This is a genomic window from Sphingobium sp. Z007 (genome assembly GCF_900013425.1).
In the GTDB taxonomy this organism is placed as follows: domain Bacteria; phylum Pseudomonadota; class Alphaproteobacteria; order Sphingomonadales; family Sphingomonadaceae; genus Sphingobium.
Genome location: NZ_FBXK01000002.1, coordinates 260,672 through 279,687 on the forward strand (window position 1 = coordinate 260,672; position 19,016 = coordinate 279,687).

The window sequence follows — 19,016 nt, forward strand, 5'->3', positions numbered from 1 at the left end:
TATCAATACGCATGTTGTGAGCAGTCTGCGCCATTCATGGGTGCGCAAGCAGTTTGAGCGCTGCGCGGTGGCGCATCAGCGCTCCGGCAAACACCAGCTCCGGCTCGGCGGCCGGGAAACCATGCCTTTTCAGTTTCAGGAAGAATGACCATGGACCCGCAGCCCGAGGCGACAGGCCAGCCACTCTCCAGCGATGAGATCGGCCTGATCCACGCTTGGTGGCGCGCCGCCAATTACCTCTCGGTTGGACAGATTTATCTGCTCGATAATCCGCTGCTCCGCGAACCGCTCAAGATGGATCACGTCAAGCCGCGGCTGCTTGGACACTGGGGTACGACCCCCGGGCTTAACTTCCTCTATGTGCACCTCAATCGTGTCATCAAGGCGCGCGGCCTCAATGCGCTCTTCATCGCCGGGCCTGGTCATGGCGCACCAGGTGTCGTCGCCAACACATGGCTCGAGGGCACCTATAGCGAAGTCTATCCTGCCATCGGTCCCGACGAAGATGGCCTGCGCCAGCTTTTCCGGCAATTCTCCTTCCCTGGCGGCATTCCCAGTCATGCGTCACCCGATACGCCCGGTTCAATCCATGAAGGTGGTGAACTGGGTTATTCTCTTCTGCATGCGTTTGGCGCCGCCTTCGACAATCCCGATCTGATCGTTGCTTGCGTCGTCGGCGACGGCGAAGCGGAGACCGGACCGCTGGCGACCTCGTGGCACAGCAACAAGTTCCTTAATCCCGCGACCGACGGGGCCGTTCTGCCAATCCTGCATCTCAACGGTTACAAGATCGCAAGTCCGACTGTCCTTGCGCGCATTTCGCACACCGAGCTCGACGCGCTGTTTCGCGGTTATGGCTACCTGCCGATCTTCGTCGACGGCGAGGAGCCGGACGCGATGCACCGGGCGATAGCGGCCGCGCTAGACGACGCGGTCGATCGGATACACGCGATCCAGAAGGCCGCGCGCGACGGTGGGGTCACGACGCGTCCGCTCTGGCCGATGATCGTCCTGCGCAGCCTAAAGGGCTGGACCGGACCCAAGATCGTCGACGGGCAGAAGAGCGAAGGCTTCTGGCGGGCGCACCAGGTCCCGTTCACGATGGACAAGCCCGAGCATCTTGGGCTGCTCGAGGAATGGATGCGCAGCTACCATCCGGAAGAACTGTTCGATGATGGCGGGCGGCTTCGGCCCGAAATTGCGGCTCTGGCTCCGCGCGGCGACCGGCGGATGAGTGCCAATCCGCATGCCAATGGCGGGGCTCTGATGCGCCCTCTGCGGTTACCCGACTTCGCATCCTACGCGGTCCCGGTTGTTCATCCCGGCGAGAGCGACGGCGAGGCGACCCAGGTGATGGGTACGTTCCTGCGCGACGTGGTGCGGGAGAACGCCCAGGCCCGCAACTTCCGCGTTTTCGGTCCGGACGAGACAGCATCCAACCGGTTGCAGACGATCTTCGAAGCCACCGACCGGAGCTGGGACGCGGAGACGATCGCGGACGATGTCCATCTCGATCCCAGCGGACGCGTGATGGAGGTGCTGAGCGAACATTGCTGCCAGGGATGGCTGGAAGGCTATCTGCTGACGGGCCGCCACGGCCTGTTTTCCTGCTATGAGGCGTTCATCCACATCGTCGATTCGATGGTCAACCAGCACGCCAAATGGCTGAAGACGGCGAAGGAGGTGCCCTGGCGTCGCCCGATCGCTTCGCTCAATTATCTGCTGACCTCTCACGTCTGGCGCCAGGATCATAATGGCTTCAGCCATCAGGATCCCGGATTTGTCGATCATGTCGTCAACAAGAAGGCTGACATCGTGCGGGTCTATTTCCCGCCCGACGCCAATACCCTGCTTTTTGTCACCGACCATTGCCTGCGCAGCTGGGACCGAATCAATGTCATCGTTGCCGGCAAGCAACCTTCACCCCAGTGGCTCGACATGAATGCGGCGATCAAGCACTGCACGCGCGGCATCGGTATCTGGGATTGGGCCAGCAACGATCGCAGCGGAGAGCCGGATGTCGTCATGGCGTGTGCTGGCGACGTTCCAACGCTGGAGACACTGGCCGCGGTCAGCCTGTTGCGTGTGCAACTCCCCGAGCTCAAGGTCCGCGTCGTCAACGTCGTCGATCTGATGACGTTGCAGCCCAACAGCCAGCACCCTCATGGGCTCAGCGACAGCGCGTTCGACGCGCTCTTCACGACGGATAAGCCGGTCATCTTCGCCTATCATGGCTATCCGGCACTAATTCATCGGCTCACCTACAAGCGTACCAACCACCAGAATATCCACGTCCACGGGTTCGAAGAGGAGGGCTCGACGACGACGCCGTTCGACATGGTGGTCCGCAACCATCTCGACCGCTTCCATTTCATGGGGAAGGTTATCGACCATGTGGAGCTGCCCGATAGCGCGGCCGCCTACGCCAAGCAGACGATCGATGATCAGCTGGTCGAGCACAAGCGGTACATCGCGGCACACGGGATCGATATGCCTGCCGTTCGCGACTGGCGGTGGCCCTCTGGAGCCTGAGGGGTCACCGAGACGGGCGGTTTGGGAGAGCCCCGCCTCGAGAGACATGGCAGGCATTATGCGCGTGCGCTCGTTAACGGACAAGCATCTGGGGACATCACGTAATGTTGTTTCGAGCCATGCCGGGCATGCCGCGACGTCCCCCGGAGAAACGCTGCATGATCGATACGTCCGCAGACTGTGCCAAGTGCGACCCACTCGACGGCATCGCTCGGACGCTCGACCATGCCTCGGCCGCGGCAATCGCGCAGATGACCTCTGGCCTGTCGCCGGTGACAATGATGCAGGCGTGGCTGGACTGGTGTGCTCATCTCACCATATCGCCGGGCAAGCGGCTGCAGCTTGCCGGCAAGGCAGGGCGAAAGGTCCAGCGGATTGCCGATTATGCCGTGCGACGTGTGGGGCAGGTCGATGCCGCGCCGGCGATCGAGCCGCTACCGCAGGACCGGCGCTTTATCGATCCGGCCTGGCGGCAGTTCCCTTTCGACCTGATCTCGCAATCCTTCCTTCTCACCCAGCAATGGTGGCATGCGGCGACCACCGGCATCAGCGGCGTGTCCAGGCATCATGAAGAGATGGTGGCGTTCGCGGCACGGCAGATGCTCGACGTCATCGCGCCCACCAACTTCCTCGCGACCAATCCCGTGCTCCAGCGCAAGATCATCGAGTCCGGTGGTGAGTGCCTGGTCGAGGGTGCGAAGCATTGGATGGAGGATGCGGAGCGGCGCGCCCGAGGCGAGCCGCCCGTAGGGACTGAGGCGTTCCGCGCCGGGGAGACGGTGGCGATCACGCCCGGCAAGGTGGTGTTCCGCAACGCGCTGGTCGAGCTCATCCAATATGCGCCGACGACCGGGATTGTCCGCCCCGAGCCGATCCTCATCGTTCCCGCCTGGATCATGAAATATTACATTCTCGACCTGTCGCCGGAGAACTCGCTAATCCGCTGGCTGGTGGCCGAGGGCTATACCGTGTTCGTCCTGTCCTGGCACAATCCCCAGAGCGCGGACCGCGACCTCGATATCGACGCCTATCTTCGCCTCGGGCCGATGGCGGCGCTCGACGCGGTCATAGCGATCACGGGCTCGGACAAGGTCCACGGCGTCGGCTATTGCCTGGGCGGGACGCTGCTGGCGATCACGGCGGCGGCCATGGCTCGCGACGGCGACGAACGCTTCGCATCGCTCAGCCTGTTCGCGGTGCAGACCGAGTTCAGCGAGCCGGGCGAGCTCGGCCTGTTCATCGACGAGGCGCAGCTCAACCTGCTCGACAATATGATGTGGAGCCGTGGCTATCTCGACAGTAGCCAGATGGGCGGCGCCTTCCAGATATTGCGGTCCAACGACCTGATCTGGTCGCACATCCTCGGCACCTACCTGATGGGCGAGCGCGAACCCATGACCGACCTGATGGCATGGAATGCGGACGGCACCCGCATGCCCTACGCCATGCACAGCGAATATCTGCGCACGCTCTTTCTCGACGACGATCTGGCCGAAGGCCGGTTCAAGGTCGAAGGGCGCACGATCACGCTCTCGTCGCTGCGTCAGCCGATCTTCGTGGTGGGGACCGAGCGCGATCTTGTCGCGCCGTGGCGGTCGGTCCACAAGCTGCACTGGCTGAGCAGCGCCGAGATCCGCTTCGTCCTGACCAGCGGCGGCCACAATGCCGGCATCGTGTCCGAGCCCGGGCATCGCCACCGCAGCTATCATGTCGCGACCCGCGTCCTCGACCGCCCCGCGCTCGATCCGGACGATTGGCTGGACCAGGCCGAGGCGCGCGAGGGATGGTGGACGGACTGGGTGGCCTGGCTCGGCGATCATTCCGGCGCGCCGCAGGCCCCGCCGCCGATGGGTAATCCGGACAGGGGCCTCGTAGCGCTCTGCGATGCACCCGGCCATTATGTGCTGGAGCGCTGAGCAATGGGCAGCCTCAAAATGATCGAGAACCGGACCTTCGACGAGATCGTCGTGGGTGAGACGGCGAGCGTCACGCGGACCTTGGGCGAGCAGGACATTCAGCTGTTCGCCCTGGTTTCGGGCGACGTCAATCCGGCCCATCTCGATGCCGAATATGCCGCCGGCGACATGTTCGGGCGGGTGATCGCGCACGGCCTATGGGGTGGTGGTCTGATCTCGGCCGTGCTCGGCACGCAGCTCCCTGGGCCGGGCGCGATCTATCTGAGCCAGAGCCTTCGGTTCAAGCGACCCGTAGGGTTGGGGGATACGATTGTCGCGTCGGTCACGGTACGCGAGAAGCGCGCCAAGCATCATATCGTCGTCTTCGACTGTTGCTGCATCAACCAGGCCGGCGAGGAGGTGATCAACGGCGAGGCTGAGGTCAAAGCGCCAACCGAGAAAGTAAGGCGCCCGCGCATGGCGCTGCCCGATATCCAGCTCTCGGATCATGACGGCTTCCGCCGGCTGATCGAGATGACGAGAAGCGTCGAGCCCGTTCCCACGGCGATCGCACATCCCTGCACCACCGCCGCGATCCTGGCTGCGGCAGCCGCTGCCGAAGCCGGCCTGATCGTGCCGATCCTGATCGGCCCCGAGGCTCGCATCCGTGTGGCTGCCAAGGACGCCGGCAAGGATATCGGTGCCCTCCGCCTGATCGACGTGCCCCACAGCCATGCCGCCGCGGCGCGTGCGGTCGAACTGGTCCGCTCGGGCGAAGCACTGCTGCTGATGAAGGGATCGCTGCACACCGACGAACTTATGGGTGCTGTCGTTCCGGCTGCGACGGGCCTGCGAACCGAGCGCCGCATCAGTCATGCCTATCTGCTGGACGTCCCCGGGCATCCGGCGCCGCTCATCATCACCGACGCGGCGATCAACATCGATCCGAGCCTGGAAGACAAGGCCGATATCATCCGCAATGCGATCGACCTCGCGCATGTCATCGGCATCGCCTGTCCGAAGGTCGCGATCTTGTCTGCCGTGGAGACGGTCAATCCGGCGATCCGCTCGACGCTCGATGCGGCCGCCTTGTGCAAGATGGCCGATCGCGGACAGATCGTCGGCGGCGTCCTTGACGGTCCGCTCGCCTTCGACAACGCGATCAGCGAGAAGGCGGCAAAGGACAAGGGCATCGTCTCCCCCGTTGCAGGGCGCGCCGAAGTCCTCGTCGTTCCCAATCTGGAAGCCGGCAATATGCTTGCCAAGCAGCTGACCTTTCTCGGCGGCGCGGACGCGGCCGGCGTGGTGCTGGGCGCGCGGGTACCCATCATTCTCACCAGCCGGGCGGATTCGCTCCGCACCAGCGTAGCGTCATGCGCAATCGCGCTGTTGCTGGCGCGGGCCGCCCCCAGAGCCACGCCCGGCCCGATAGCGAAGCCGGCATGAAGGCGATCGTCAGTCTCAATGCCGGCTCGTCGAGCATCAAGTTCGCGCTCTATCGCTTGTCGGGCGGACAGCTCGACTTCGATGCGGGCGGCAAGATCGAGGGTATCGGCACTAGCCCCCGGCTCGTCGCGCGCGACGCGGGCAGCGAGACCATCGTGGAAAAGACGTGGCCGGGCGGGGACGCACTCTCGCACGAGAATCTGCTCGAGGACCTCTTTGCCTGGGCGGCAACCCAATTGGGAGACCGCAAGGTCGCCGCGATCGGCCATCGTATCGTCCATGGCGGCGTGCGCTTCGCCGCGCCGCAGATCATCGATGATACTTTGCTGGATGCGCTCGATGCCTTGATCCCATTGGCGCCGCTCCATCAGCCGCATAACCTCGCCGCGGTCCGGGCCTTGCGCCTGCTGGCGCCTTTGCTGCCGCAGATCGCCTGCTTCGATACCGCGTTTCACCATGGCATGCCGCCGTTGGCGACGCGCCTGCCGATTCCGCGCGCTTTTCACGGCCAGGGCGTGCGCCGGTATGGCTTTCACGGTTTGTCCTATGAATACATTGCGGGCCGCCTTCGCGAGATCGACCCTGCTCTGGCCGCAGGCCGCGTCATCGCCGCGCACCTAGGCAACGGTGCGAGCATGTGCGCAATGCGTGCCGGGGCGAGCGTCGATACGACGATGGGCTTCACGGCGCTTGACGGATTGATGATGGGCACGCGCTCGGGCGCGATCGACCCCGGCGTGGTGCTTCATCTTCAGACTCAGGTCGGTATGGCCGCACAGGCGGTGGAGACGTTGCTCTATGAGCAGTCGGGCTTACTCGGTGTGTCCGGGATTTCAGGCGATATGCGTACGTTGCATGCAAGCGACGCGCCGGAAGCGAAGGAGGCGGTCGCCCTTTTCGTCCAGCAAGCTGGCCGTCAGGCCGCCGCTCTCATTCCCGCGCTCGGCGGTCTCGACGGTCTCGTCTTCACCGCCGGCATTGGCGAGAATGATTCAGAGATTAGGGCTGCGATTTGCGAGCGCTTAGCTTGGACTGGCGTCATTCTTGATCTCGACGCAAATGCATCGAATGCGCCTGTCATCAGCGCGCCAGATAGCAGAGTGATCGTGCGGATCGTTCCCACTGATGAGGAGCGCGTGATCGCCGATCATACGGTCGCTCTTATCAATCGCCATGGAAGGGGGCGGCGGTGAGGCCGCGTGTTGATCCTTCGGTCACGCACCGGCGGAGCAGTGTATCACCGCGGGTGATCCGGCACTATGAGAAGATCGCCCTGATGCGAACCAGGCTTCGCAGCGATAACGGGTTATCGCGACTGTTCGTTTCCCGCCCACCAGTTGCCATTTTATCGCGCGATCGCTCGCGATCTCGGTTTTCCTATCGTGGAGATCGCGGATCTCGTCTCCCTCTCCCTTTGGAGCGATTTCGAGCGCTCCAGGCCGAGGTCATGTCGCTTGCCCATCACGCGCGCCGAACAGCTGTCAGGCTCGCAAGCTCCAGACGACGCGCGTGCCGCTGCTCGATCTCGCGGATCGATGCGGTGGTGACGACCGGTCGGGATGCCCGATCCTCGATCAGCTGGTGGCTCGCTGAATTCGCATTTAGCAAAGCAGGCGCTCCGCGCCAACCAGGAGGCGGTCATGATGTTACTGAACCGGCGGACGTTGCTGGCGAGCGGGGGTCTGCTCCTGGCGGCGGCGTGTACGCGAAAATTCGGTTCGCCCGAGCGTGCCGGGACGCTTCCGATCCCGCGCCTGGTCGACGCGCGCCAACACGGCCAGCTGATCAACCTGAGAGCACAGGAAGGCGAGACCACGTTCTTCCCTGGCCGGCGAAGCGCCACGCTCGGGTACAATGGTAGCTATCTCGGCCCGACGCTGCGGGTTCACCGCGGCGACGATGTGACGATGACCGTCGGCAACAGCCTGTCGGCTGACACAACGGTTCACTGGCACGGGCTGCTCGTGCCGGGCGAACTGGACGGTAGCCCGCACCAGCTGATCGCTCCCGGTGCGACCTGGCGTCCTACGCTGCCGATCCGCCAGCCGGCGGCGACCCTCTTCTATCACTCGCATGCGCATGGGTTGACGGGTGAGCAAGTCTATTCGGGGCTCGCGGGCATGCTGGTTGTGACGGATGAGGAAGAGCAGGGCCTTGGACTGCCGTCGGACTATGGCGTTGATGATCTGCCCGTCCTGATTCAGGACCGGCAATTCGAGGATGGCCGGCTGGTCATGCCGACCGGCATGATGGTTGCTTCGCAGGGCCGCCGTGGCAACACGATTCTGGTCAATGGCGCACCCACGCCTCGGGCCGATGTTCCGGACCGCCTGGTGCGGTTGCGGCTCGTGAACGGTTCGAACGCCCGCATCTATGAGCTTTCGTTCAGCGATGACCGGACGTTTCATTGGATCGGCACCGAGGGCGGTCTCCTGGCGAGGTCCGTCGAACTGCAGGCCCTCACCCTGGCACCCGGCCAGCGTGCCGAGATATTGGTAAGCTTCGCCGATGGCAAGCCGGTCGCTCTGGTCACCGCTCAAGATGCGAGCGCGTCGATGATGGGGATGATGGGAGGTATGGGAATGATGGGCGACCATCACGACGATGAAGACGACGCTTCAACGACGGAGACGGTGCTGACCTTCTCACCGCGCCCGGGCTTGGGCGGGCGGGCCGCAGCCGCTGTACCACTGCTCCTGGCGGCACGCACCGTACCAGATCCTGAAGCGGCCGTAAGGCGCCGGCGCTTCGTGCTCAATATGTCGATGGGCGGTATGATGGACAGCGATGACGGCGCATACGCGATCAACGACAGGCCGTTCGACATTGATCGCATCGACGAGGAAGTCGGTCTCGGGGACGTCGAGATATGGAACGTCTCCGGGAAGAAGATGGCGCATCCCTTCCATATCCACGGCGTGCATTTCGACGTGCTACGCCGCGATGGCGACGACCCGGACCTTCTCGATCAGGGGCCTCGCGATACGATCGTCGTGAAGGAGGCGGTAGAATTGTTGGTCCGGTTCGACCAGCCGGCCACCAAAGCACCTTTTATGTATCACTGCCATATCCTGGAACATGAGGATGAAGGCATGATGGGGCAATTCACGGTCGGTTGATTCAATCCGGGTGCGTCGCCCAAAGCCTGCCAGGAGCGGGTGCATCTCACGGACGCGGCCAACGCCGGTGGCCCCTGTCGCTCGGACGGCAACGCCTGGCCGTGCCACTCTCGTCCAGCGACATCTTCGTGACAGCATGAACTCTCCAGGCGCTGCCGTTTTAGGCTCGTCAATATCGCTTGACCCAGGACTATGGTCCAAGGTCCACAATGATGATCTTGGCGCAGCCCGATAGCTCGGACGCCGTGACCGGGGAAACGGAGCGTGAGGGGTAACCGCTGCTCCTGCGTATAGAGTTATGGGGAGCCACGCTTGATGTCTCGTTTCGAAAGCCAACGCCGATTTTCGCTCGCCGGGTGCATGGTGGGAACGATGGCAGAAACCCTGCCTCCGACGGCTGTCGGCGCCTGTCCGCAAATCCATTCTAACCTTGTTTGACTGTGGATGACGGGGAGATGGATGGGGGCATGATTGAGAGCCAAAAGGCGAATGGCCTCGATCCCGATTCGGGCACGATCATTCAGGTAGTGAAGAGCGCGCCAAATTACGCCGTCTATGCGCTTGACCCTAAGGGCCTCGTGACAGTTTGGACCGCCGGCTGTGAAGAAATTACGGGATGGGCCAGCTCCGATGCGATCGGGAAACACCATTCGTTCCTGTATTGCGCGGAAGATATCGCGGCGGGCGTTGCGGATAGGCACCTCGCGCAGGTGGAGCAGCTTGGCCGGGTCGAGCAAGAGTCTTGGCGCGTTCGGAAAAACGGGTCGGAGTTCCTCGCCCATCTGACGACGACGGCGCTCCACGATGAGGCCGGCCAGCTGAGCGGCTATGGCAAGATCCTGCGCGACACGACCGATGAAGCCGCGACCAAGGAAGCGATCGTTGCCCGCGAGCAGCATCTCCAGTCGATCCTGGATACAGTTCCCGATGCCATGGTCATCATCGATGAGCGCGGGCTGATAACGTCCTTCAGCGCCGCGGCCGAGCGCTTGTTCGGATATTCGGAAGCAGAGGTGCTCGGCGCCAATGTGAGCAGCCTCATGCCGTCCCCGGACCGTGAACGGCATGATTCCTATATCGGCCGATATCTGTCGACGAGCGAACGGCGGATCATCGGTATTGGCAGGATCGTCGTTGGCCAACGGCGGGACGGTACCACCTTTCCGATGGAACTCTCGATCGGAGAGGCCGGTCACCGTGGCCACCGCGTCTTCACGGGCTTCATTCACGACCTGACAGAAAGCGACCGCAACGAACTGCAGCTCAAGGAGCTGCAAGCCGAATTGATTCACGTCTCGCGCCTCAGCGCGATGGGCACGATGGCGTCGACGCTGGCCCATGAGTTGAACCAGCCGCTTACCGCGATCGCCAATTATCTGGAAACGACGCGCGACCTGCTTGTCGATCCCGATGCCGAGACCGTCGCGATCGTGCGCGACGCGCTCGACGAGGCAGCTAAGGAGTCCCACCGCGCGGGGCATATCGTCCGAAGACTTCGTGATTTCGTGGCGCGAGGGGAGACCGAGAAGCGGATCGAGGATTTGCCGCGGCTGATTGAGGAAGCCGCTGCTCTCGGCCTTGTCGGCGCCCGTGAACGAGGCGTTCGCAGTTTTTTCGATTTTGATCCGGCGGCCTCGCCGGTGCTCGCCGATCGCATACAGGTTCAGCAGGTCCTCGTGAATCTGATCCGCAATGCGGTCGAGGCGATGGCGCAGGTCGCCATTCGCGACCTCACGATCACGACGCGGCGGCGGCCGAAGGCAATGGTTCAGGTGTCCGTGGCGGACACGGGCCCAGGCATATCCGAGCAGGTCGCGCCCCAACTTTTCGAAGCCTTTGTGAGCAGCAAGACCGACGGCATGGGCCTTGGCCTTTCGATCTGTCGAACGATCATCGAAGCCCATGGCGGCCGGATCTGGACCGACGGCGCGCCGAACGGAGGCGCTGCTTTTCATTTCACCTTGATGCAGGCCCGCCCGGAGGATGAGCATGACGCCTAAACGTATTGTCCATTTGGTCGATGACGAAGAATCCATCCGCAAGTCGGCCGGCTTCATGCTGAAGACATCGGGATTCGCCGTCCAGACCTATGCCTCCGGCATTGCGTTTCTGAAAGCCGTCAAGACCGCTGAGCCGGGATGCATTCTGCTTGACGTTCGCATGCCCGGCATGGACGGGCTCGAGGTCCAGGAGGTGCTTGCAGAGCGTGGTGTCACCATGCCGGTGATCGTTTTGACCGGGCATGGCGATGTCGGGATCGCGGTTCGCGTCATGAAGGCAGGGGCGGTCGATTTCCTGGAGAAGCCGTTCGAGAAGACCGCGCTCCTGGCCTCGATCGGCGTGGCTTTCTCGAGGCTCGATAAGTCCGACGCGCGGTCGCTTCGAGAGGCGGAGGCGAGGGTGCGGGTCGCCGTGCTCACGCCTCGCGAACGAGAGGTTCTCATCGGCCTCGCCAACGGCTTTCCCAACAAGACCATCGCCTATGATCTCGACATATCGACTCGAACGGTGGAAGTTCATCGGGCGAACCTCATGACCAAGCTCGAAGTGCATAGCCTGTCGGACGCGCTGAGGATCGCGTTTTCGGCCGGATTGGGCGATGCGCCGGAATCGTGAGCTTGGGATCACTACGTAGCGACGGCCTCCTGTTCATTTGCGATGCATGCCCAGGATCCGAGGGTGGATCAGCGAAGAGGCAGCATCGTCGGTCATGGGCGTTATCGATCACCAAACGAGCGAGAAAGCGGCCCTGATCCTGTTGTCTGACGACGATGTCTCGGTACGCAGGTCCCTTCATCTCTTGTTGCGGTCCCGCGGCTTTGGCGTCCTGTCCTATGCGAGTGGCACTGCCTTGCTGCTCGATCCGCAAACGCAATCGGGCGATTGCCTCGTGGTCGATTATCTTATGCCGGACATCGACGGCATTTCGATCCTGAGGAAGCTTCGGTCGGCGGGCTGGTGTGGGCCGGCGATCCTGATCACGGCGCATTACGCCGATAAGCTCGCCGAAAGCGCGCAGGAAGCGGGCTTTGCCGCTGTGCTCGAGAAACCTCTGCGCGATGGTGTGCTGGTACAGACCATCGGCGAAGTAATCTCCGCCGGGCGGAAAGTTGGCAGCGATCACTGCTAGGGAAATGGAATATCGCGCCGTGATCGGAACCTCTGCGACATCCTCGCACCTTCCCGGGACCGGCGCTCGTCCCACAAGGCATTTTCTCCGCCGCCTTCTGATGGTGGATATGCGCGCGATTCCGCGTGCGATCTTCTTCGCGGGCGCGCCCGGCCCTGGTGACTGCAAGGGCGGGGCCAGCGCGATCCGGGTATTCATGGCCGGGTCGTAGCATATGGAGGCGAGCTTGCCCGCCACGGTCATCGAAGCGGCGCGCGATCGGGGCGAACTTGGCTTCGTCGTTCTTCTCTTCGCGGCCACGGCGGTTGCCCTGGGTAATAGCGTCGTCCTGCCATTCCTGCCAGAAATGGTGGGTCAAATGTCTCCGGACGCGAGTGCCCTCGCGAGAGGGCGCCTTGTCGTCGCCCTGGTCACGGTTTCCCAGATCGCAGGGTGTCTCTCGGCGCCGTTATGGGGCTGGATTTCCGACCGGTGGAAACGGTGGCCGATCCTGGTCGTGGGGCTGTTGGGTTTCAGCCTGACAATGGCGTTGTATTCCGCGGTCGGATTCGAGCGACTCTATGTTTTGCGGTTGCTCAATGGCGTGTTTGCGGCGGCCGTCGTGCCGACGGCATTTGCGATGGTCGCCGATCGTTCACCAGATCTGGTTCGGCGAGCGCGTCAGTTCACCTGGCTGAACGCCCTGGTCTTCGCGGGCGACCTGACCGGCCCGCTCCTTGGAGCAATTTCGGTGGCGCTCGGAGCAACGTCGCCATTCCTGGCGCCAGCTGCATTGAGCGCGATCGCCATGCCCGGTCTTCTTCTGGTTTCACGGGAAAGTGCCACTGGTCCGGTCGGCAGCGTTCCACGCCCGAAAGCGCGTGAGGCGCTTGTCCCGCTGCTCCTGATCTCGGCCATTGCGTCCGGGTGCCTCACCGTTCTGCATCTGACGTTGTCGCTTGGATCGGGCGCGCGGGATCTGTTCCGCGAGAACGTCTCGATGCTGTTCGCTCTGTGCGGTGCAGCGATGCTGGTGGCGCAGCTCGTCCCGTTCACAGGGCGCAGAGTCACGGTCGGCGCGGCCTGGCTGTTGCGGCCAATGCTCGCCGGGCTGGCCGCCGCATTGATCATTGCCGTCTTCGCCCGGACCTTGTGGGTGCTCGTGCCTGTATTTCTGCTCGCCGGCTGGAGCACCGCGACGCTGAAGCTGCTCACCAATTATCTGACGTCGAAAGCGTCTCCGGGCACGCAGGGTTCGGGCCTTGCGCTCCAGTACGCGGCGGTGAGCGCCAGTCAGGCTGCGGCGTCGATCGTCACTGGATGGGCAAGCGCGTCGGAGCATTTGATGCTGTGGCTTGCCGCTGCCGCCGCGTTGGCGGTCACGGCGATGACGTTACGGTTGAAAGATTGAGGCGCCTCTCGTTCGCTCCGTCGTCAAAGTACATCAAAGGGCCGGCTCCGATTCAGATCTTCGGGCGATCGATGAAGCGGTGCACCGCGAACCCTGCCAGCATCGCGATCACGAAGGGCGCGGCAAGCGTCGGGCGGATGGCAAGGTCCGCAATCGCCGGACCGGGGCAGAGGCCGGCAATTCCCCAGCCGATCCCGAAGATTGCACTACCGCCGATCAGGCGCGCGGTGATCTCGCGGGCATCCGGCAGCGAGAAGCGGCTGTCGGCAAGTGGCGTCTCCATCCGCCGCCGGATCACCCAGGCCAAGGCCATCGGGGCGATGGCGCCTCCCATCACGAAAGCAAGCGTAGGGTCCCAGCGGCCTCCGAACAGATCGAGGAAGGCACGCACGCGGGTCGGATCTGACATGCCGGAACAGGCGAGTCCTGCGCCAAACAGGAGCCCGGCAATGAGTGCGATAGGGATGCGGACCCTCACCACGAAACGCCTAGCACGCGCATCACCGCGACGGTCGCGAAGCCAAAGCTCACGAAGCTTAAAGTTGCTACGATCGATCGCGCTGACAGGCGGGAGAGGCCACACACGCCGTGGCCGCTGGTACAGCCGCTGCCCATCCGGGTACCGAAGCCGACCAGCAGCCCGCCGATCAGGACCACCGCCGGCGAGGATGGAAAACGGGCAATTACCGGACCTGAGATCAGGTTCACGATCCCCGCTCCGAACGGCAGGCCGACAATGAAAGCCGCAGCGATGCTCCAGGGCGGGCCAGTCTGTGAGAGGGCGAAGGCACGCGCGGCGAGGCCGCTCACGCCCGCTATCCGGCCGAGGCCGAGCAACATGATCGCGCACGCCAATCCGATCAATATTCCGCCCGTCAAGGCAGCGAGCGGCGTGGCGTTGGTCCAGTCCATCAGAGCATATCCAGCGGCAACCTCAATGGCGCCATTCAGGCTGTGGCGTCCATCGCCATCGCTTGAGCCTGGCGGTCGGCAGGGTTGATGCGTTGGTGTGCCGCCGTCGCAGCACTGGCCGTCGCGACAGTTACGTTCGCGTTGAAAAGCTGAGGGGCTTCAGGAACGCTCTGTCGGCCAAGGGCGGTCAGGTCGTGATGGACCAGTACGCTGGCCGGCTTGTACCGAATGGCTGGGACCGCCTCATTTTCTCCACGTTCACCCGCTGCGGCGGCTGCGGATGTTGCGCGACGGCTCTGGGCCATTTCCGGGTCTTGCCCTTCGCAAAGGCAGGCGCGTTCAGCACAAGGCTGGCTTCCCCGGTCGCCTCGCTCACGAAGTTGGTCCCGCCGTATTCCCACCAGCAAATGCTGATAATTCTCGACGAAGCGTCGGTGGATCAAGCGCGCCTCGGGGCAATTCGCCGCCGCTGCCTGTGACCGGTGGGCGCGCACGCGCCGTAGCAAGTAAGGAATATCGCACTCGTTCATGACCGCCTCCATGCATTGAAAGTCGCAATTGGGTCGCGCCGGGTCTCTACGGAAATATACGAATGCTTCTCGTGCTTATGCCGGCTCGGATGCGGCGCCCTATGAGTGCGGGACGGATATGCCAGATGCTGTTGCGCCAGAACGCAAAGCGCCGGGAAGTTGTTGCTGGCTCAGACGGGTGGCCTGGGGCCGGCAAACATGCGGTCCGCAGCGGAAATCTGGCACGATCGTGCCCGCGGCTGATTGGCCGGTCGCGTGGCTTGCGGAATGAACGTCGGGTGCGGATCCGGAGGCAAGCGGTGACCGGCCAGATCACATTCCCATACTGGCCATTTCCTTGCAGCTCGCCGCGCAATCCCTGCAGGTCTGGGCGCAGGCCTGCATGCGGGCGTCGCCGGAGATCTTCGCGCAATCGCGCGCGCAGGCTTCGCACATCCGGGCACAGGCGTCGCACAACAGGGCATGCTGCGGCGATCGGCGCAGCATGGAATTGGCGGTTGTCTGGCAGAGCTCCGCGCAGTCCAGAAGCAAAGCGATGTGCGTCGCCTCGATATGAGCCGGTGCGCCTTGCTCGGTGCAGTATCGCGCGGTTTCCAGGCACATGCGGTGCGATGCGATACAGCTGTCGACGCACTCGTCGAGCGTCATCATGCCGTCACCACGCTTCCTTGGCGCCGCGATGGCCGGGCCTGCCGCGGCGACAGCCCCGGTAAGCGCCGCGAAGGTGAGTCCCGAACCGATGACGGCGCGACGATCAAGCATGATTTGGTCCTTTCCAAAAAGTTTAGCCGCTGCGGTTCAGCGCGCGTCTCACCACCAGATCCGTAAGCCAGCCACAAACCGGTGTTCGGTGGGATTTTCGCCAGCAAGGCGACGAAAATCCGCCGTCTCACCAAAGGAGCGCTCCCATACAAAGCCGACATAGGGAGCGACTTTTCGGTGAATCTCGTAGCGCATCCGCAAGCCGAGCTCGAGGTTGCTCAGGCCTCCGCCGAGCCCGCGCTCGGGAGCCGCCTTGCTGTAGGCGTTCGATTCCAGCTGCGGTACGAGGATGAGGCGGTTGGTGAGCAGCACGTCATAGGATGCCTTCAGACGTGCCGCGAGACGGCCATCGTCTCCAACGTAGCCGGTCAGCTGGACATCGAACCAATAGGGGGCCAGGCCCTCGATCCCCCCGGCGATCCAGCGATGGGCTCCCGGGCCGATGTCCTGACGCACGCCAAGGATCGTTCCCCAAAACGGGCGCTGTCCGTGCCACCAGAACGCCTCGACCGAGGATTCCGGATCAAGCCGCTCACCGGATTGTTTCAGGCCCTGGCTCCGCAGCAAGAGTTTGTCGTTGTCCGGGCCATTGGTAATCTGACCCGACCAGCTGATGCCTTGGCCTTGCTTGTTCGTGAGGAACTCGAGCTCATCCACGAGCACCTTGGCCACCGAAATTTTGTCGGCCATCTCATAGCCGGGCAGCGTCGAATTCCTGTAGCCGTCGGAATAAGCGTCCGGGTCGCGCGCATCGGCGCCGGGCTTTCCGCCACTCATGTCCATGCCGGGCATGTTCATCGGGGGCGCGCTGCTGCCATCTTTTTGCTGGTCGCCCATCTGCATATCCGGCGGCATGGCCTGATCATTGGAGCTGGCGGCCTCGGCGTTGCCCGCGGGTTTCACCTGCTGGCTGAGCGCGGGTTCGGTGATGGTGGTCATCGCGAGCCCGGTGAGAGCCAGCAACCAAGTTGAGCGCGAGCTTGTCATGCCACGACCACCTCGCGGAACATGCCCGCCGCCATGTGGTAGAGAAGGTGGCAGTGAAAGGCCCACCGGCCCATCGCGTCGGCCGTCACGCGAAAGGCCACGCGCTGGGCCGGTTGCACCGAAATGGTGTGCTTGCGGACCTGGAACTGTCCGTCGGGCGATTCAAGATCGCTCCACATCCCGTGCAGGTGCATCGGGTGGGTCATCATCGTATCGTTGACGAGGATGATCCTGAGCCGTTCGTTCGGCGTGAAATGCAGGGGCTTCGAATCGTTGAGCTTCACGCCGTCGAATGCCCACACGAAGCGTTCCATGTTGCCGGTCAGATGGAGTTCGATCTCGCGCTGCGGTTCGCGGGGGTCTGCCGCCGGCCCTGCTGTCTTCAGATCCGCATAGGTCAGGGTCCGGCGCCCATTGCGCCGCAGCCCGACGCCGGGATCATCGAGATTGGTACGCGGAAAGTCGACGCGCATGTCGGTATTGGCACCATATTCGGTACGCGCATGGCGGGCTTTGGGTGTCGTCTCGACCATGCCATGGTCGTGACCGGCCGGTCCCATCCCCGCCATCCCGGCCATCCCACCCATCATGTCGATCGGATCGAGCCAGGAGCGCGGATCGACCGGGGGAATGTCCGCGCTCATGCCGTCACGCGGCGCGAGCACGCCGTGGACAAAGCCGGTGCGATCCATGGACTGGGCGAAGATCGCATAGGCCTTGTCGTCCGCGATGGTCGCGATGACGTCGTAGGTTTCACCGGGTCCGATCCGGAATTCATCCACGTCGACCGGCTCGACGGGTTGTCCGTCGGCGGCGACGACCGTGAGCATCAGGCCGGGAATCCGAACGTCGAAATAGGTGGCGGTTCCGGCGCCGATAAAGCGCAGGCGAACCCTTTCGCCCTTGCTCGCGATGCCCGTCCAGTGCCTGGCGGAGGGCGCGCCGTTCAGGAGATAGGTGTAGGTGGCGGCGGACACGTCGCTCAGATCGGTCGGATTCATGCGCGCCTTGTTCCACATCGCGCGCTTCGACAAAGCACCGCCCAGCCCGAGCTTGCCGGCATCGCGCGCAAAATCGCCGGCGGTCGGCTGCGCGAAATTATAATAGCTGCTCATCTTCTTCAGGTTCAGATAGACCTGAAGCGGAGCCTCGTCCGTCCAGTCGCTGAGCATGACCGTATAGTCGCGGTCGGCGGCGAGGGGCGTCTCGCTCTTCGATTCGATGATCATCGGGCCATAAAGGCCCGTCTGCTCCGCCAATGTATGAGCATGGTACCAGAAGGTGCCGCTCTGCTTCACGACAAAGCGGTAGGTAAAGGTTTCGCCCGGCGCTATTCCGCCAAAGCTGATCCCTGGCACGCCATCCATGTCCGTCGGCAGGATCAGGCCATGCCAATGGATGCTGGTCATTTCATCCAGACTGTTCTTGACCCTGATCGTTACAGCGTCGCCTTCGCGCAGCCTGATCAGCGGGCCCGGCACGCTCCCGTTGACGGCCGTGGCGACGCTCGCTTTTCCGGAATAGTTGACCGTGACCCGGCTGATGTCGAGATCGATCTCGGTGCCGCTCAGCACGTCCGGCGTCTTCACCGCCGGTGCCGCGAGCGCGTGCGCGGGCCAACCCAGCGTGGCAAGGGCTGTCGCGAGCAAAAGACCTTGCACGAAGCCTCGGCGACCGGTGGTCGTATCGGCAAGCGGGGGAAGTAGAGTCCGCATCAATTTGAACTTTCGGAACCAGACCTGAAGAGACGCCGCGGAGCCGATTGCCCCGCGGGGGCATGGTCGCAGAGACGGCCGACCGGGCAGGCGGGGTCAGGGGCGCATGAAACCCGGCCGAGGAAGTGAAAGGCGCGCAGGATCAGCGTCCGGTGGAGACATCCGTATCTGCCGGACCCTCGCATCTGTCTCGCCAACGCTGTCGGCCCTTCACTTCCGCGCTTCCTACATGTCGTCGCTCATCGGCGTGGCGGGCATGCTGGCGGCGGGCGGCGCCTGGTCCGGCTTCGCTTTGGGCGCCATCGGCATCTTGTCCTTGCACCCGGCCGCCCCGCCACATCCCATCTGCATGCCGCCCGACGCGTTCACGCCCATCTGATGGTCGTGCATCATCTCGTCATGCATCTGTCTCGCGCCATGCTTCATCCCTGCCTGATGGGCCTGATGCGCCTCGTGGTTCTGGTGCTTGACGACTTTTGCCGGCACCGGCGGGGCCTCATCCGCCCAAGCCTGCGTCGCCGAGAGCGCGACAAGCGCAGCGATGGCGGGGACGATCAGGCCAGCTTTGCTACGGAAAATATTCTGCATGACTTGGCTC

At 63.4% G+C, this 19,016-nt stretch carries 17 protein-coding genes; 10 read left to right on the top strand and 7 right to left on the bottom strand.

Annotated features, from left to right (window positions below; translation table 11 throughout):
* Nucleotides 1-16 precede the first annotated feature (16 nt).
* From CEQ44_RS24935 to CEQ44_RS06690, 10 genes are all read left to right on the top strand, one after another.
* On the top strand, nt 17-148 hold the full coding sequence (locus tag CEQ44_RS24935) for a hypothetical protein (RefSeq protein ID WP_024018192.1): 132 nt from the start codon (nt 17-19) through the stop codon (nt 146-148).
* A gap of 2 nt (nt 149-150) precedes the next feature.
* Entirely contained in the window at nt 151-2,532 is a 2,382-nt protein-coding gene (locus tag CEQ44_RS06645; RefSeq protein WP_088181990.1) for a phosphoketolase, read from the top strand.
* Nucleotides 2,533-2,690: 158 nt separating this feature from the next.
* Nucleotides 2,691-4,448, top strand: a complete 1,758-nt coding sequence (locus CEQ44_RS06650; RefSeq protein WP_024018194.1) for an alpha/beta hydrolase — start codon at nt 2,691-2,693, stop codon at nt 4,446-4,448.
* 3 nt (nt 4,449-4,451) lie between these two features.
* Nucleotides 4,452-5,873, top strand: a complete 1,422-nt coding sequence (locus tag CEQ44_RS06655; RefSeq protein ID WP_066608841.1) for a bifunctional enoyl-CoA hydratase/phosphate acetyltransferase — start codon at nt 4,452-4,454, stop codon at nt 5,871-5,873.
* Complete coding sequence (locus CEQ44_RS06660) at nt 5,870-7,066, top strand: acetate/propionate family kinase (protein ID WP_031308703.1); 1,197 nt, start codon at nt 5,870-5,872, stop codon at nt 7,064-7,066. The genes CEQ44_RS06655 and CEQ44_RS06660 overlap by 4 nt, the downstream gene beginning before the upstream one ends.
* Before the next feature lie 447 nt (nt 7,067-7,513).
* Complete coding sequence (locus tag CEQ44_RS06670; protein WP_088181989.1) at nt 7,514-8,992, top strand: multicopper oxidase family protein; 1,479 nt, start codon at nt 7,514-7,516, stop codon at nt 8,990-8,992.
* A 467-nt stretch (nt 8,993-9,459) separates the two neighbouring features.
* Nucleotides 9,460-10,992 (top strand): PAS domain S-box protein, encoded by a 1,533-nt coding sequence (locus tag CEQ44_RS06675; protein WP_088181988.1) that lies wholly within the window; start codon nt 9,460-9,462, stop codon nt 10,990-10,992.
* Nucleotides 10,982-11,608, top strand: a complete 627-nt coding sequence (locus CEQ44_RS06680) for a response regulator transcription factor (RefSeq protein WP_031308706.1) — start codon at nt 10,982-10,984, stop codon at nt 11,606-11,608. Before CEQ44_RS06675 ends, CEQ44_RS06680 begins: the two co-directional genes overlap by 11 nt.
* Before the next feature lie 94 nt (nt 11,609-11,702).
* Nucleotides 11,703-12,122: a response regulator transcription factor gene (locus CEQ44_RS06685; protein WP_024018482.1), complete on the top strand. Its 420-nt coding sequence runs from the start codon at nt 11,703-11,705 to the stop codon at nt 12,120-12,122.
* Nucleotides 12,123-12,348: 226 nt separating this feature from the next.
* Entirely contained in the window at nt 12,349-13,512 is a 1,164-nt protein-coding gene (locus CEQ44_RS06690; protein ID WP_176400183.1) for an MFS transporter, read from the top strand.
* Between the two features lie 52 nt (nt 13,513-13,564).
* Here the strand turns inward: CEQ44_RS06690 and CEQ44_RS06695 are convergent, their stop codons facing one another.
* The 7 genes from CEQ44_RS06695 to CEQ44_RS06725 all read right to left on the bottom strand — a co-directional run bounded on the left by CEQ44_RS06695 (nt 13,565) and on the right by CEQ44_RS06725 (nt 19,006).
* Nucleotides 13,565-13,990, bottom strand: a complete 426-nt coding sequence (locus CEQ44_RS06695; protein WP_031308708.1) for a DUF6691 family protein — start codon at nt 13,988-13,990, stop codon at nt 13,565-13,567.
* Nucleotides 13,987-14,424 carry a YeeE/YedE family protein gene (locus CEQ44_RS06700; protein WP_024018485.1) on the bottom strand — a complete coding sequence of 146 codons (438 nt, stop codon included), beginning with the start codon at nt 14,422-14,424 and terminating at the stop codon, nt 13,987-13,989. The genes CEQ44_RS06695 and CEQ44_RS06700 overlap by 4 nt, the downstream gene beginning before the upstream one ends.
* Nucleotides 14,425-14,459: 35 nt before the next feature.
* Complete coding sequence (locus CEQ44_RS23925; RefSeq protein WP_130752805.1) at nt 14,460-14,954, bottom strand: hypothetical protein; 495 nt, start codon at nt 14,952-14,954, stop codon at nt 14,460-14,462.
* Between the two features lie 312 nt (nt 14,955-15,266).
* Nucleotides 15,267-15,716 (bottom strand): four-helix bundle copper-binding protein, encoded by a 450-nt coding sequence (locus CEQ44_RS06710; protein WP_024018487.1) that lies wholly within the window; start codon nt 15,714-15,716, stop codon nt 15,267-15,269.
* A gap of 48 nt (nt 15,717-15,764) precedes the next feature.
* The gene (locus tag CEQ44_RS06715) at nt 15,765-16,655 is read right to left on the bottom strand and encodes a copper resistance protein B (RefSeq protein ID WP_370569401.1); all 891 of its coding nucleotides are present in this window, start codon (nt 16,653-16,655) and stop codon (nt 15,765-15,767) included.
* 44 nt (nt 16,656-16,699) lie between these two features.
* Nucleotides 16,700-18,418, bottom strand: a complete 1,719-nt coding sequence (locus CEQ44_RS06720; protein WP_031308709.1) for a copper resistance system multicopper oxidase — start codon at nt 18,416-18,418, stop codon at nt 16,700-16,702.
* 225 nt (nt 18,419-18,643) lie between these two features.
* On the bottom strand, nt 18,644-19,006 hold the full coding sequence (locus CEQ44_RS06725) for a hypothetical protein (RefSeq protein WP_024018490.1): 363 nt from the start codon (nt 19,004-19,006) through the stop codon (nt 18,644-18,646).
* Nucleotides 19,007-19,016 lie beyond the last annotated feature (10 nt).